Raw genomic sequence first — 14,768 nt, 5'->3', positions numbered from 1 at the left:
CCGAACCAGGGCAGCATCCTGCTGCTGGGCACATCGCAGGACGGGCTGATGCGCAGCAACGACCAGGGCAAGAGCTTCGCGCGCCTGAGTTTCCCCGCGCGGCATGTGTCACTGGTGCTGTTCGATGCGGCCAGCGGCAAGAACGGCGCGGCGTCGCGCTCGATCTATGTCGGCAGCCACGACAAGCCGGGCCTCTACGTGTCGCACGATGGCGGCCTCAGCTTCGCCCGCGAGCCGGGCGCGCCCGAACAGGTGCCGCAGCGCGCCGCCTTCGGGGCCGACGGATCGCTGTACGTCAGTTTTGCCGGCGGCGATGACGGCATGGCCACCAACCCCGGCAATGCCAAGACCGGCGGCCTGTGGAAGCGCGCGCGCGGCGGCCGCTGGACCGACATCTCGCCGCTGAAGCCCGGCAGCGGCAAGCTGGGCTTCGGCTATTCCGGGCTGGATGTCGATGCGCGTGTGCCCGGCCGCCTCATCGTCTCGACCATCGAACGCTGGACGGAAGGCGACGAGGTCTTCCTGAGCACCGACGACGGCGCCCACTGGACCGCCTTGGGCCCGCGGTCGAAACACGACGCCAGCGCCTACCCCTGGCTCGCGAACTACCTGCGCGGCGAAGACAAGATGGGGCACTGGATCTCGGACGTGAAGCTCGACCCCTTCAACCGCGAGCGCGCGATCTACGGCACCGGCTACGGGCTGTGGATCACGCCCAACCTGGGCGCGGCGCACAAGGATGGCGTGATGGGCGGCGTGGTGAACTGGGACTTCAGCGTGGCCAACCTCGAGGAGACCGCGACGCTGGAGATCAAGAGCCCCTCCGGCGGCGCAACGCTGCTGGCTGCGATGGGCGATGTGTCGGGCGGCGCCTGGGACGACGCCGGCAAGACGCCCCAGGCCGGCCTGTTCGCGCCGAGCAACGAGACCAACCGCTCGGTGGACGTGGCCGAATTGAACCCGGCGATCGTCGCGCGCACGTCGGATGCGGCCGCCACCGGCGGCTACGTGTCGGCCGACGGCGGCGCCAGCTGGCGCCCGTTCGGGCCATCGTCCCGGGTGCGCCAATCGGCCAGCGGCGAGCACCTGGAGTCCGGGCGCATTGCTGTGTCCGCCAAGGGCAGCTGCTTCGTCTGGGCGCCGCAGAAACAGGCCGCGCTCTGCTCGCGCGACCGCGGCAAGACCTGGGCCGAGGTGGCTGGCTGGCCCGCTTCGCGCGATGCGCGTCTCGTGCCGGTGGCCGACCGCACGCTGGACGGCGTGTTCTACCTGCACGATGTCGCGAACGGGCAGATCCTCGTCAGTGTCGATGGTGGCCGGAGCTTCAAGCCCAGCATCGAGGGCCTGCCCAAACTCGAGGCCTGGCAGTCGGCGCAACTGGTCTGCGCGCCGGGAACCGTGCGCGACCTGTGGCTCGCGCTGCCCGACGGGCTGCTGCGCATTCCGGGTCTGGAGCAGCCGGCCAAGACCATCCGTGGTGTGGCCGAGCCGTGGATGATCGCGTTGGGCAAAGGCGTGAACGGCGCGGCCTATCACAGCGTGTACGTGTGGGGCAAGGTCATGGTCGGCGGCATCGAAAGCGAAGGCCTGTTCCGCTCCGACGATGCCGGCGCCAGCTTCAAGCGCATCAACGACGAGCGCTACCGCTTCGGGCGGCTGTTGTCCATGGCGGCCGATCCGCTGGAGCATGGCACGGTGTACCTGGCGGCGCATGGGCGCGGTGTGCTGGTGGGCCGGCCAAGGCTCGGCGCCTGATCGGGTTTCGACCGCTTTGTCGACCGCTCTTTCGACCGTTCCCATGACAGCCCTGCTGCGCCTTGTCTTGCTCGTCGCCGCCATGTCGTTCGCCTTCGGCGCGGCGGCGGCTGGCGAGCCGACGCTGCGCTACCTCCAACCCGCACCGGACACCGACGCCGGCTGGGAGCGTGAGGCGCTGCCCATCGGCAACGGCCGCATCGGCGCGATGATCTTCGGCCAACTGGCCCGCGAACGCCTGCAGTTCAACGACATCACGCTGTGGACGGGCGACGCCCAGGCCGGTGGCGCCTACCAGCCCTTCGGCGATGTGGTGATCGAGCTGGCCGGCCATGAACAGCCGGCCAGCGGCTACCAGCGTGAACTGCATCTCGCACCGGGCCGGCACAGCGTGGCCTACACGCTGGGCGGCGTGAACTACCGGCGTGAGGCCTTTGCCAGCCATCCGGCCCAGGTGATCGTGCTGCGCCTGGCCGCCGACCAGAAGGGCGGCTACAGCGGTGTGATCCGGCTGACCGACCGGCACGGCGCGCACATCACCGCAGCCGGCAATCGCCTCTACGCCACCGGCTCGCTGGCCGGGTATGTGCGTGCGCCGATCGACGGCAAGCCGACGGATGAAGCGCCGTCCGCCAATGTCATGAGCTATGCCAGCCAGTTGCAGCTGCTGCACGAAGGCGGCACCGTGCGGGTGGAGGGCAATGCACTGGCGTTCACCGATTGCGACGCGCTGACGCTCATCCTCGGCGCCGGCACCAGCTATGTCGCCGACGCGGCGCGCCGCTTCCAGGGCGAGCATCCGTTGTCGCACGTAACGGCGCAGGTCACTGCGGCGGCAGCGCGGCCGTTCAACGATCTGCGCACCGAGCACGAGAAAGACTTCCGGTCGCTGTTCGAGCGCGTGGCCGTCGACCTCGGCGACACCGCGCCCGCACGCCGCGCACTGCCCACCGATGCACGCCTCGCGGCCTACACCCGCGACGGCCAGGACCCCGAACTGGAAGCCACCTACGTGCAGTTCGGGCGCTATCTTCTGATGTCCAGTTCACGCGGCTCGCTGCCGGCCAACCTGCAGGGCCTGTGGAACAACAGCCTGACGCCGCCGTGGAATGCGGACTACCACACCAACATCAACATCCAGATGAACTACTGGCCGGCGGAGACGGCCAACCTGTCCGAGCTGGCGCAGCCGCTGTTCAACTTCGTGCGCAGCATGCTGCCGGTGTACCGCCAGGTCGTCGCCGACACCGCGGCACAGGCGATCGCCAACCCGGGCGCCGTGCGGCCGGGCGTCATTCCCTGGGGCGGCACCGAGCCCATTCCCGAAGACACTTTTGTCAGCGCTGCCGGCAAGCCGGTGCGCGGCTGGGCGGTACGCACCGAATCGAATCCCTTCGGCGGCATGGGCTACCTGTGGAACAAGACCGGCAACGCCTGGTATGCGCTGCACTTCTGGGAGCACTACGCCTTCACGCAGGACCGGGCTTTCTTGCGCGGCGTGGCCTACCCGCTGATGAAGGAGGTCTGCGCGTTCTGGCAGGACAGCTTGAAGACCCTGCCCGACGGCCGCCTGGTCGCGCCCACCGGCTGGTCGCCCGAGCATGGGCCGGTCGAAGACGGCGTGAGCTACGACCAGCAGATCATCTGGGAGCTGTTCAACAACACGGCAGCGGCCGCCAACGCACTGGGCATCGACAAGGCATTCGCGCGCCACATCGCCGCGCTGCGCGATCGGCTGGCCGCACCGCGCGTTGGCAGCTGGGGCCAGTTGCTGGAGTGGCTGGACGAGAAGAAGGATGCGCTGCTGGACACGCCGCACGACACCCACCGCCACGTGTCGCACCTGTTCGCGCTGTTCCCTGGGCGGCAGATCTCGCCGACGCGCACGCCCGCGCTGGCCGCCGCCGCTCGCAAGACGCTGGAGGCCCGTGGCGACGCCAGCACCGGCTGGTCCATGGCCTGGAAGATGGCCTTCTGGGCCCGGCTGCACGATGGTGACCACGCCTGGCGCCTGCTGCGCGGCCTGCTGGCCACGCCGGGCGCGAATGTCGCGAAACAGACCAGCGCCGGCAGCGAGGTCAATGCCTTCGGCGGCACCCACCCGAACCTGTTCGACACCCACCCGCCGTTCCAGATCGACGGCAACTTCGGCGCCACCGCGGCAGTGGCCGAGATGCTGCTGCAATCGCACGACGGTGAGATCCACCTGCTGCCTGCTTTGCCTTCGGCCTGGCCGCAGGGCTCGGTGAAAGGCCTGCGTGCCCGCGGCGGCTTCGAGGTCGACATCGCCTGGGCCCAGGGGCGGCTGACGCATGCCGCCGTGCGCTCGGTCGCCGGTGCCGGCGGTGGCCGTGTGCGCTACCTCGACCAGCGCGTGAACCTGCAACTCAGGCCAGGCCAGACCAGGCAACTGGTCGCGGACCTGCGCCCCTTGTGAGCATCCTTGACATGATCTCCCGACTCTTCGCCCGCGTGCGCCGCCTGCAACGGCTGACCCTGCTGGCCTCGATCGCCCTGATGGGGGCTTGCGCCGGCCCGGCCGTCGACGGCGCGGCGAGACAGCCGCAGGCGACCCGCGAACTGCCGGTCTACGTCGGACGGCCCGCTGCGACCTGGCGCATCACTGTGGCCGACTTCGAAAGCCAGCAGGAACTGAGCGGCCTCGCGGCCATCGTGCCCAAGCCGGCCACGCCGCGGGTGCCTGCCAGCCGCGTCAGCGCCAGCGTCTCCGGCAAGGACGGCGCACGCGATGCGCTGACGCTGCACTGGCAGGACGCGTGGTACGCCAGCCTGCGGCTGGAAGGCGGGCCGACCATGGACCTGCGCCCGTTCCTGGCCGATGGCACGCTGGAGTTCGACCTCGACGTGATCGACATGGCCCAAGGCGGTGTCGGTTTCAAGCTGATCTGCGGCCCCGGCTGCGAACGCAAGGTCAACCACCTGCTGCCAGCGCGCGCGATGGCCGGCAAGGGCTGGCAGCACCTGTCCTTTGCGATGCGCTGCTTCGTGCGCGACGGCGACGACTTCAGCCGCGTCACCCAGCCCTTCGTGCTGGAGGGCAGCGGCAGCGGCGAGGTGGCCGTGGCCAATGTGCGTTATGTCCGTCACGGCAAAGCCAATGCCAGCTGCCCCGACTACAAGACCGAATCGGTCACGCCCGGCATCCTGGCGCAGTCGTGGGCGATGTCCTGGTGGCTGCCGCGCCACGCGCAGAAGCTGCAACACGTCCGCCAGCAGCGGGAAGCGGGCCGCAACATCGACCTGGTGTTCATCGGCGACTCCATCACCGAAGGTTGGGAGCGCGAGGGCCAGCCGGTCTGGGACCGCCACTACAAGCAGCACAACGCACTGGCACTGGGCTTCGGCGGCGACCACACCGAAAACGTGCTGTGGCGGCTGCAGCATGGCGAGATCGACGGCATGTCGCCGAAGGTGGCGGTGCTGATGATCGGCACCAACAACACCGGCGACCGGCAGGAGGACCCGGCCACCACGGCCGCAGGCATCCGCCGCAACATCGACGAGATCCGCCAGCGCCTGCCGGCGACGAAGATCCTGCTGCTGGCGATCTTTCCGCGCGACGAAAAGCCCAATGGCGCGCTGCGCCAGATCAATGATCACATCAACGATCGCATCAAGAGCTTCGCCGACGACAAGCAGGTCTTCTTCCTGAACATCAACGCCGCCTTCACCAACCCCGACGGCACGCTGTCCAAGGACGTCATGCCCGACCTGCTGCACCTGAGCGAGAAGGGCTACGACATCTGGGCCCGCAGCATGGCGCCCACGCTGGCGAAGCTGCTCGCCCCTTGACAGCGCCGACTCTTCCGCACCCCATGACAACGATCACCTATTCCAGCCCGTTCCCCAACGATTTCGTCTTCGGCGTGGCCGCCGCATCGGCGCAGATCGAAGGTGCCGCCTTCACCGACGGCAAGGGCGAATCCATCTGGGACCACTTCTGCCGCATCCCGGGCAAGGTGGCCGGCGGCGACACGCTGGACACCGCCTGCGACCACTACCACCGCTTCGACGAAGACTTTGCGCTGATGGCCTCGCTCGGCGTCAAGCACTACCGCCTGTCCATCGCCTGGCCGCGCATCTACCCGCAGGGCGACGGGCCGCTCAACCAGGCGGGCCTGGACTTCTACCACCGGCTCTTCGCCAGCATGGCCAAGCACGGCATCACGCCCTGGGTCACGCTGTTCCACTGGGACCTGCCCCAGGCCCTGGAAGCGCGCGGCGGCTGGACCTCGCGCATCACGGTCGATGCGTTTGCGCGTTATGCCGACACCGTGGTGCAGGCCTTCGGCGGCGTCGTGAAGCACTGGATCACGCTGAACGAGATCCGCTGCTTCACGCTGCTGGCCTATGGCTACGGCAGCAAGGCGCCCGGTCGCCAGGAAAGCGCCGCCGTGGTGAACCAGACCTACCACCACGCGCTGCTGTGCCACGGCCATGGTGTGCGCGCCGTGCGCGCGCATGGCGGCGCCGGCGCGCGCGTGGGCCTCACCGACAACTGCGATGTCTGCGTGCCGGTGACCGAGACGCCCGCCGACATTGCCGCGGCCAAGGCCTGGTTCGCCGAGAAGAACGCGCACATCCTGGGCGCCATCCACGGCCGGGGCTACGACGCGGCCTACCTGGCGCGCACCGGCGCGGATGCACCGGTGGTGGCCGCAGGCGACTTCGAGCTCATCAGCCTGCCCACCGATTTTCTCGGCCTCAACATCTACACCGCCACCTATGTGCGTGCTGGCCAGGGCGCGGCACAGGGCGAGCCCTGGGAGGCGCTGGCGCTGCCGCACAACTACCCGCGCGCCGACAGCGCCTGGCTGAACCTGGTGCCACAGGCCATCTACTGGGCCTCGCGCCTGTGCCACGAGCTGTACGGCCACGCGTCGATCTTCATCACCGAGAACGGCTGCGGCTACGACGAGGAACCGGTGGTCAAGGGCGAGGTGATCGACCTGCACCGCCGCGACTACCTGCGCAACCACTTGCGTGAGGCGCACCGCGCCATCGCCGATGGCGTGCCGCTCGACGGCTATTTCCTCTGGTCGTTCATCGACAACTACGAATGGGAAGACGGCTACCGGCGCCGCTTCGGCATCGTGCACTGCGACTTCGACACCTTGCAGCGCACGCCCAAGCTCTCCGCGCGCTACTACGCGGATGTGATGCGCACGCGCAGCATTCTCTGACCGAAAGCCCCCCGCCATGACCACCGCCGCCGTGACGAGCCCTGTTCCGCTGTCCCCTCCCGCCGTCGCCACCGCGGCCACGCGCGACCGCGTCCCGATGTCCCAGAAGGTCGGCTACGGCCTGGGCTCCTTCCTCGACATGTGGGGGCACTGGCTGTACCAGTCGCTGGCCTTCCATGTCTACAACGTCGCGCTCGGCGTGGCGCCGGGGCTGATCTCGACGGCGCTGATGATCAAGATCTTCGTCGATGCCGCGTCCGACGCGGTCTTCGGCTGGTTGTCGGATAACACCCGAACGCGCTGGGGCCGGCGCCGGCCCTTCATCCTGGTCGGCGGGGTGCTGGCGGGCATCGGTCTGCCGCTGATGTTCGCGGTGGGCCGCGGCTGGACCGACGGGCAGTACTTCATCTTCATGCTCGTCTCCACCTTCATCTACGTGCCGGTGATGAGCTGCTTCAACATGCCCTGGGCCAGCCTGGGCTCGGAGATGACGCCCGACTACCACGAGCGCACCAGCGTGATGTCGATCAAGAACGCGATCCAGAAGCTGCCCGAGCTGGCCATGTTCGTGGCCGCGCAGTTCACGACGCTGGCGATCTTCAACGATGCCAACGGCAAGCCCGACATCCTGCTGGGCGCGCAGGTGTACTGCAGCATCCTGGGCGCGGTGATGGTGGCGCTGTCCTTCGCCATCTTCCTGCTGGTGCGCGAACGCTACTACGCGGCCCTGGTGGTCAAGCGCCACGACAAGGTGCCGTTCCGGGACACGCTGTACCGCACGCTGCGCAACCGCCCGTTCCGCCTGTTGCTGGGCACCATGCTGGCCTATGGCCTGGCCACGGCCATGGTCGGCCTGCTGGGCTATTACACGACGCTGTACTACGTCTGCAAGGGCAACGTGGCGCTGGGCACGCAGTGGAACTCGGCGATGGGCATCTCCGGCATGGTGATGGGCCTGTCCGGCATTCCCTTCGCGGGCTGGGTGGCGCACCGCTGGGGCAAGCGCAACGCGCTGGTGACGGTGCTGTCGCTGGCCATCTGCGCCTTCATCGGCGACTGGTTCTTCTACAACCCCGAACTGCCGTGGCTGCAGGTGCTGGCCAGCGGCTGCGTGGCCTTCACTGGCGCGGGCTTCTGGACCATCTACGGCTCGACCCTGGCCGACGTGATCGACCACGACGAGTTGGAGACTGGCCAGCGCCGCGAGGGCTCTTTCGCGGCCTGCCAGTCGTGGATCAGCAAGGTCGGCCTGGCACTGGGCAACGGCGCGTCGGGCTGGATCCTGCAGTTCACCGGCTTCGACTCGAAGCTGCCGGTGCAGGACGAACAGGCGATCTTCCTGATCCGCGTGCTGCTCTCCGGCATCCCGGCCGTGGGGCTGGTGGTCGCCGTGATTATCATCCTGCGCTTCGGGCTGACGGAAGAGCGCATGCACCAGATCCGCAGCCAGCTTGAAGCGCGCCGCGGCACGGTGTAAAGCGGCGGACCCATCCCAACACAAGAGGAGACAACACACCATGAAGATCTGGAGCACGTTCTTATGGCTGCTGTGCGGCCTGGCCTGGGGCCCTGCCGCCACAGCGCAAGGCTGCGCCAGCGGCGGCGGCGCCACCGTCTGCCTCAGCGCCACCGGCACGGCCAATAACATCCAGCTCGGCTGGACCGTGAGCGGGGCGATCACCGGCCTGCAGGTCTACCGCGACACCGACAGCGACCCCAACGGCCGTGCGCGGCTGGCCAGCGTCAGCGCATCGGCGCGCAGCTACACCGACGCCAGTGCCGTGTCCGGCAGGCCGTACTGGTACTGGATCAAATTCACCACCAGCGGCGGCGGCTACAACTCGGGCGCGGCAACGGCCGTGCGCGGCACGGCCTGCCCGGCCACCGTGGTAACGCCTTATGTCAGCGTCAACGGCAGCTGGACGCCATCGGCCTCGGCCGTCGTCAGCGCCGGCACACCGGTCATCCTGGGGCCGCAGCCGGCTTCGGGCGGCTCCTGGGCCTGGAGCGGCTGCGGCAGCTCGGGCTCGGCGCGCGAGCAGATCGTCACGCCCACGGCCACCTGCACCGCCACCACCACCCACACCAACAGCTGCGGCGCCACGACGATCCAGGCGTTCACCATCACCGTGCCCGGCGTGATGCGCGACCTGACGAGCCTGCAGCTGTCGAAGATGATGTCGCCGGGCTGGAACCTGGGCAATACGCTGGAAGCCATTCCGAGCGAGACGTCCTGGGGCAACCCGATGGCGACGCAGGCGCTGATGAACGCGGTCAAGGCCGCCGGCTTCAAGACCGTGCGCATCCCGGTGTCGTGGAGCCAGTACGCCGGTGCGAACTACAGCATCAGCCCGGCCTGGATGGCGCGCGTGACCGAGGTCGTGAACTACGCGCACAACGCCGGCCTGGTCGCCATCGTCAACATCCACTGGGACGGCGGCTGGATGCAGCCCACCTACGCCCAGCAGGCCAGCGTGAACCAGCGCCTGGCTGCGCTGTGGACGCAGATCGCCAACAACTTCAAGTACCACGGCGACACCCTGCTGTTCGCCGGCACCAACGAGGTGATGGTCGACGGCGACTACGGCACGCCCACGGCCGAGTACACCACCGTGCAGAACAGCTTCAACCAGACCTTCGTGAGCACCGTGCGCGCCACCGGCGGCAACAACGCCACGCGCCACCTGGTCGTGCAGGGCTTCAACACCAACATCGGCCACACCGTCAACTTCGCGACCCTGCCAACCGATCCGGCCGCCAACCGGCTGTTCATGGAGGTGCACTACTACGACCCGTACAACTTCACGCTGAACACGGCCAGCAGCATCTGGCAATGGGGCGCGATCGCCACCGACCCGTCGGCCACCGAGACCTGGGCCAACGAGCCCTGGGCCGACGCCGAATTCCAGAAGATGAAGACCCGCTTCATCGACCAGGGCGTGCCGGTCATCATGGGCGAGTACGCCGCCATCCTGCGCGCGCAGGTCGACCCCGCGCAGACCTACCGCAGCTACTGGAACCAGACCATCACGCGCTCGGCCTATCAGCACGGTCTGGTGCCGGTCTACTGGGACGCCGGCACGACCGACGTCACGGGGAGCACGGGGCTGTTCAACCGCGCCACCGGTGCGCAGGCCCAGCCCGCGCTGATCAGCACGATCGTCAATGCAAGCCAATAGATCGACGCCCGCGCGCGGCGGGCGGGCACCGATGACATCCATGACGGAGACAAGAATGAGTAGTCGAAAGAGAGTGGGCCGCAGGCTCCAGGTCGGCCTGGCTGCGGGCTTGATGGCGCTCGCGCCGCTGGCGCATGCCGCATCGGCGTCGGTGGCGATCTCGAACGTGACGGTGCAGGTCATCGACCTGCAGCCCGGCGACGACGTCTGGCCCTGGGCGGTGTTCTTCACCGAGGCCGACTGGGTGGCCAAGACCACCAGCGCGCTGGCGCACGTGGAGCTTCCCGATGTGAGCAGCGCGCAGCAGGGCTGGCTGGGCACGGTGCAATCCGCGCAGGCATCGAGCGGCGGCTCCTTCGCGCTGGCGGCCACGAGCGCGGGCGATCTGTGGAGCACCGGTCCCGGCGCGTCGGCCAGCGTCTCGGTGGTGGGGGATCAACTCGGTTGGGCCTCCGCGACGGTCTTCAACGGCTTGTTCCTCGCCGGCGCGCAGACCCGCATCGTCGTCACCGCGTCGGTGGACACGCTGTCGGCCACGGGCAGCGACGCCCAGGCCAATGCCAGCATCGAACTGTGCGATTCCGACGGCACGTGTCATCCGGCGGGCTACAGCGAAGCGCTGGTCTTCGGCTTTCCGGCCTCCGGCTACGCGCCGGCCACGACGCTGCGTGCCGAGTGGGATTTCAGCGCCGACGGGTGGGGCACGATGAACGCCGGCGTCTCGGCCTCCGCCGTCTCTGCTGTGCCCGAGCCGTCCAGCGCGGTGCTGCTGTTGGCCGGTTTGACGGCCGGCGTGTTGGCCTGCGGCGGCCTGCATGCGCGGCGCCGCCAGCGCTGAACGGGGAGGGCGCTGCGGCTGGCCGCTCAACCCGCTCGGCTGTCTCAAGAAGCTGCTGGCGCTGCTGCTCCTGGCGGCCTCGGCGGCTGCGACAGCGTGCGTCGGTGGCGCCGCCGTGCTGCCGGCCTTCGCGAGCCGGCCCGACCCTCAGAAGGTGGGCCAGCGCCAGATCGTGCCGCTCGACGAGCGCTGGTGCTTCCAGCGTGCCGACGTGGCCGCCGCGAGCCAACCCGACTTCGACGACACGGGCTGGGACGCAGTGCAACTGCCGCACACCTGGAACGCTAGCGATGGCGAGGCCGGCGGCGACTACTACCGCGGCCCCGGCTGGTACCGCCGCCATCTGGACCTGCCGTCTTCCGCGATGTCGCGCCGGCATGTGCTGCAGTTCGACGGCGCGGCACTGGTGGCCGAGGTCTGGGTCAACGGCCAGCTCGCCGGCCGCCACGAGGGCGGCTATGCGGCCTTTCGCCTGGACGTGACCCCCTGGTTGCAACCCGGGCGCAACGTCATCGCCGTGCGCGTGGACAACGCCACGCAGGCGCATGTGGCACCGCTGGGCGGCGACTTCACCATCTTCGGCGGCCTGTACCGCGGCGTGAAGCTGATCAGCGTGGCGCCTGCGCACATCGACCTGCTGGACGACGGCGGGCCTGGCGTGTACGTCAGCGCCACCGATGTCTCGCGCCAGCGCGCCCGCTTGACCGTGCAGACCCGCGTGCGCAATGCCGGTGCCAGCGCCAGGACGCTTCAACTGCGAGTTAGCCTGCGCGATGCACGGGGGCGCCTGGTGCAGCGCCTGCAGCCCACGCTGCAGGCCGACACCGGCAGCACGATGACCGTGGAGCAGCAGTTCAGCGTGTCGAGGCCGCGGCTGTGGCAAGGTGTGCGCGACCCCCATCTCTACACGCTGACGGCCGAGCTGCGCGACGGCACGGCGGTGCTCGACAGCACGACGGTCCCGGTCGGCATCCGCCGCTTCGCGATCGACCCGCAGCGCGGCCTGCTGCTCAACGGCCGGCCCTATGCCGTGCACGGCGTCAACCTGTTCCACAGCGGCCGCCCCGGCCAGGGCCTGGCGGTGACCGACGCGCAGGTCGACGAGGACTTCCAGATCCTGCAAGACCTGGGCGTCACCGGTGTGCGCCTGGTGCACTTCCAGCACCCGCAACGCGCCTACGACAATGCCGACCGCCATGGCCATGTGGTGTGGACCGAAATCCCGCTGAACGCCGCGATGGCCGAGAGCGACGGATTCCGCGCCAACCTCGACCAGCAACTGCGTGAACTGGTCAAGCAGAACTTCAACCACCCGTCGGTCTTCATCTGGGGCCTGGGCAATGAGGTGTACCGCTCGGACCCGCCCGTCCGCGACCTGCTGGCGCTGCTGCACAACCGCGCCAAGGCGCTGGACCCGAGCCGCCTGACCAGCTACGCGCACTGCTGCGCCGCCGACGACCACCCGATGGCGCAGCAGACCGATGTCATCGGCTTCAACCGTTATTTCGGCTGGTACGACAAGGACTTCGCCGAGCTCGGCCGCTGGGCCGATCAGCTGCATGCGCGGCTGCCCGAGCGTGCGATCTCGCTCAGCGAGTACGGCGCCGGCGCCAGCGTGCTGCAGCAGGAAGATCCGCCCCGGCGCCCGCTGCCCAACAGCGCCTGGCATCCCGAGCAGTACCAGGCGCTGTTCCACGAAGCCTACTGGCGGCAGATCCGTGAGCGGCCCTACCTGTGGGGCAATTTCGTCTGGGTCGGCTTCGACCTGGCCTCGGCCGGGCGCAACGAGGGCGACCGGGCCGGCATCAACGACAAGGGTCTGATCACCTACGACCGCCAGGTCCGCAAGGACGCTTACTTCTGGTACCAGGCCAACTGGTCGCGCCGGCCGATGGCCTACATCAGCAGCCGGCGCTTCACGCAGCGCACGCAGCCTCAAACCGACGTGAAGGTCTACACCAATGGCCGCCGGGCAACGCTGTTCGTCAACGGCGTGGCGCAGCCCACGCAGGCGCCCACCGATCACGTACTGATCTGGCCCGCCGTGCCGCTGCGCAGCGGGCCCAACCGCCTGCGCGTCGTCACCGAGCACGGTGCCAGCGACGAGGTCGTGTGGACGCATTCGCCCGCACCGGATTCCCCAACCGCCCGTCCCCCGGAGGAGACAACCGGACCGGGCACTTCACCACGAAAGGCTTGAAGAACATGAAGTCCTGGCTATCGATGGTTCTCTTCGTCCTCGCGCTGTGCGCGGCGCCGCTCGCGCAGGCGCAAGGCTGCGGCAGCGGCGGCGGCGTCACCGTCTGCCTGACCGCCACCGGTGGTGCCAGCAACGTGCAACTGAGCTGGACGGCCAGCGGCAGCATCAGCAGCGTGCAGGTCTACCGCGACACCAACAGCGACCCGAGCGGCCGTTCCCGCCTGGCGGTGCTGGGCAACGCGGTGCGCAGCTACACCGATGCAAGCGCGGTGTCCGGCACGCCCTACTGGTACTGGGTCAAGTTCAACGTCGGCAGCAGCAGCTACAGCTCCAACGCCGCGGCCACCGCACGCGCGGGCATGCGCAACCTCACCAGCTTGCAGTTGTCGGCCAGCATGTCGCCTGGCTGGAACCTGGGCAATACGCTGGAGGCCATCGGCGGCGAAACGGCCTGGGGCAACCCGCTGGCCAACCAGGCCCTCTTGAACGGCATCAAGGCCGCCGGCTTCAAGAGCGTGCGCATTCCGGTGTCGTGGAAGCAATACGCAGACGCCAACGACACCATCAGCGCGAGCTGGATGGCGCGCGTGACCGAGGTGGTGAACTACGCGCGCAGCGCGGGCCTCTACACCCTCATCAACATCCACTGGGACGGCGGCTGGATGCAGCCGACCTACGCCCAGCAGAGCACGGCGAATGCACGCATCACCAAGTTCTGGACGCAGATCGCCAACAACTTCAAGACCTACGACGACTACCTGCTGTTCGCCGGCACCAACGAGGTGATGGTCGACGGCGACTACGGTACGCCCACGGTGGAGTACTACAGCGTGCAGAACGGCTTCAACCAGGCCTTCGTCAGCGCGGTGCGTGCGACCGGCGGCTACAACGCCATGCGCCACCTGGTCGTGCAGGGCTTCAACACCAACATCGACCACACCTACAACTTCTTCAGCGTGCCCGGTGACTCGGCCACGAAGAAGCTGATGGTCGAGGTGCACTACTACGACCCGTACAACTTCACGCTGAACGAGTCCGGCAGCATCTGGCAATGGGGCGCAATCGCCACCAGCGCCGCCAACACCGAGACCTGGGCCAACGAGTCCTACGCCGACGCGCAGTTCCAGAAGATGAAGAGCCGCTTCATCGACGGCCTGGGCATGGGCGTCCTGATGGGCGAGTACGGCGCGATCTCGCGCACCGAATACGACAGCGCCGGCACCTACCGCAAGTACTGGGACCAGTACATCACCAAGGCGGCCTACTCGCGCGGCGTGGTGCCGGTCTACTGGGACAACGGCTACACCAGCAACCACGCGATGGGCCTGTTCAACCGCTCGACCGGGGCGCAGGTCTACGCGGACGTCATCAGCACGATCGTCAACGCGGCCAAGTAGGCACGTCGCGGCGGCCACGGCCGCCGCGACCTTGAGCGATGCCGCTCAATTTGAGCGGTAGCCCTCGAACTGCCGCATCATCGCCACCGTGTCCTCGGGCCCCAGTCCGGCGGCGACGAAGGCGCGGTGCAGCTCGGCGACCGCGCCGGTCAGCGGCAGCGGCAGGCGCTGCGATTGCGAGAAGGCCTGCACGGC

8 protein-coding genes and 1 pseudogene are annotated in these 14,768 nt (G+C 68.6%); all 9 read left to right on the top strand.

Annotation, left to right across the window (positions count from 1 at the left end; all coding sequences use genetic code 11):
* Nucleotides 1-1,755 (top strand): annotated as a pseudogene (locus VLK61_RS26635) (hypothetical protein); the annotation flags it as partial.
* A 43-nt stretch (nt 1,756-1,798) separates the two neighbouring features.
* Nucleotides 1,799-4,192 carry a glycoside hydrolase family 95 protein gene (locus tag VLK61_RS26630; protein ID WP_325425720.1) on the top strand — a complete coding sequence of 798 codons (2,394 nt, stop codon included), beginning with the start codon at nt 1,799-1,801 and terminating at the stop codon, nt 4,190-4,192.
* Nucleotides 4,193-4,203: 11 nt separating this feature from the next.
* The gene (locus VLK61_RS26625) at nt 4,204-5,568 is read left to right on the top strand and encodes a GDSL-type esterase/lipase family protein (RefSeq protein WP_325425717.1); all 1,365 of its coding nucleotides are present in this window, start codon (nt 4,204-4,206) and stop codon (nt 5,566-5,568) included.
* Nucleotides 5,569-5,591: 23 nt separating this feature from the next.
* Entirely contained in the window at nt 5,592-6,959 is a 1,368-nt protein-coding gene (locus VLK61_RS26620) for a GH1 family beta-glucosidase (protein WP_325425714.1), read from the top strand.
* Between the two features lie 16 nt (nt 6,960-6,975).
* Nucleotides 6,976-8,436 (top strand): MFS transporter, encoded by a 1,461-nt coding sequence (locus VLK61_RS26615; protein ID WP_325425712.1) that lies wholly within the window; start codon nt 6,976-6,978, stop codon nt 8,434-8,436.
* Nucleotides 8,437-8,476: 40 nt separating this feature from the next.
* The gene (locus VLK61_RS26610; protein WP_325425710.1) at nt 8,477-10,138 is read left to right on the top strand and encodes a glycoside hydrolase family 5 protein; all 1,662 of its coding nucleotides are present in this window, start codon (nt 8,477-8,479) and stop codon (nt 10,136-10,138) included.
* 55 nt (nt 10,139-10,193) lie between these two features.
* Nucleotides 10,194-10,976 carry a PEP-CTERM sorting domain-containing protein gene (locus VLK61_RS26605; protein WP_325425709.1) on the top strand — a complete coding sequence of 261 codons (783 nt, stop codon included), beginning with the start codon at nt 10,194-10,196 and terminating at the stop codon, nt 10,974-10,976.
* Complete coding sequence (locus VLK61_RS26600; protein ID WP_325425708.1) at nt 10,954-13,176, top strand: glycoside hydrolase family 2 protein; 2,223 nt, start codon at nt 10,954-10,956, stop codon at nt 13,174-13,176. The genes VLK61_RS26605 and VLK61_RS26600 overlap by 23 nt, the downstream gene beginning before the upstream one ends.
* Before the next feature lie 5 nt (nt 13,177-13,181).
* A complete protein-coding gene (locus tag VLK61_RS26595) occupies nt 13,182-14,573 on the top strand; it encodes a glycoside hydrolase family 5 protein (protein ID WP_325425707.1) in 1,392 nt (463 codons plus the stop codon).
* Nucleotides 14,574-14,768: the final 195 nt, after the last annotated feature.

It is taken from the genome of Aquabacterium sp. (genome assembly GCF_035476535.1).
Classification (GTDB): domain Bacteria; phylum Pseudomonadota; class Gammaproteobacteria; order Burkholderiales; family Burkholderiaceae_C; genus Pseudaquabacterium.
This window is presented reverse-complemented; position numbering and strand designations above follow the sequence as displayed.

What these genes read in the sequence shown, in the direction of transcription:
- VLK61_RS26630 (WP_325425720.1), top strand. Translation starts at nt 1,799, where the DNA reads ATGACAGCCCTGCTGCGCCTTGTCTTGCTCGTCGCCGCCATGTCGTTC.
- VLK61_RS26625 (WP_325425717.1), top strand. Translation starts at nt 4,204, where the DNA reads ATGATCTCCCGACTCTTCGCCCGCGTGCGCCGCCTGCAACGGCTGACC.
- VLK61_RS26620 (WP_325425714.1), top strand. Translation starts at nt 5,592, where the DNA reads ATGACAACGATCACCTATTCCAGCCCGTTCCCCAACGATTTCGTCTTC.
- VLK61_RS26605 (WP_325425709.1), top strand. Translation starts at nt 10,194, where the DNA reads ATGAGTAGTCGAAAGAGAGTGGGCCGCAGGCTCCAGGTCGGCCTGGCT.
- VLK61_RS26595 (WP_325425707.1), top strand. Translation starts at nt 13,182, where the DNA reads ATGAAGTCCTGGCTATCGATGGTTCTCTTCGTCCTCGCGCTGTGCGCG.
- VLK61_RS26600 (WP_325425708.1), top strand. Translation starts at nt 10,954, where the DNA reads ATGCGCGGCGCCGCCAGCGCTGAACGGGGAGGGCGCTGCGGCTGGCCG.
- VLK61_RS26610 (WP_325425710.1), top strand. Translation starts at nt 8,477, where the DNA reads ATGAAGATCTGGAGCACGTTCTTATGGCTGCTGTGCGGCCTGGCCTGG.
- VLK61_RS26615 (WP_325425712.1), top strand. Translation starts at nt 6,976, where the DNA reads ATGACCACCGCCGCCGTGACGAGCCCTGTTCCGCTGTCCCCTCCCGCC.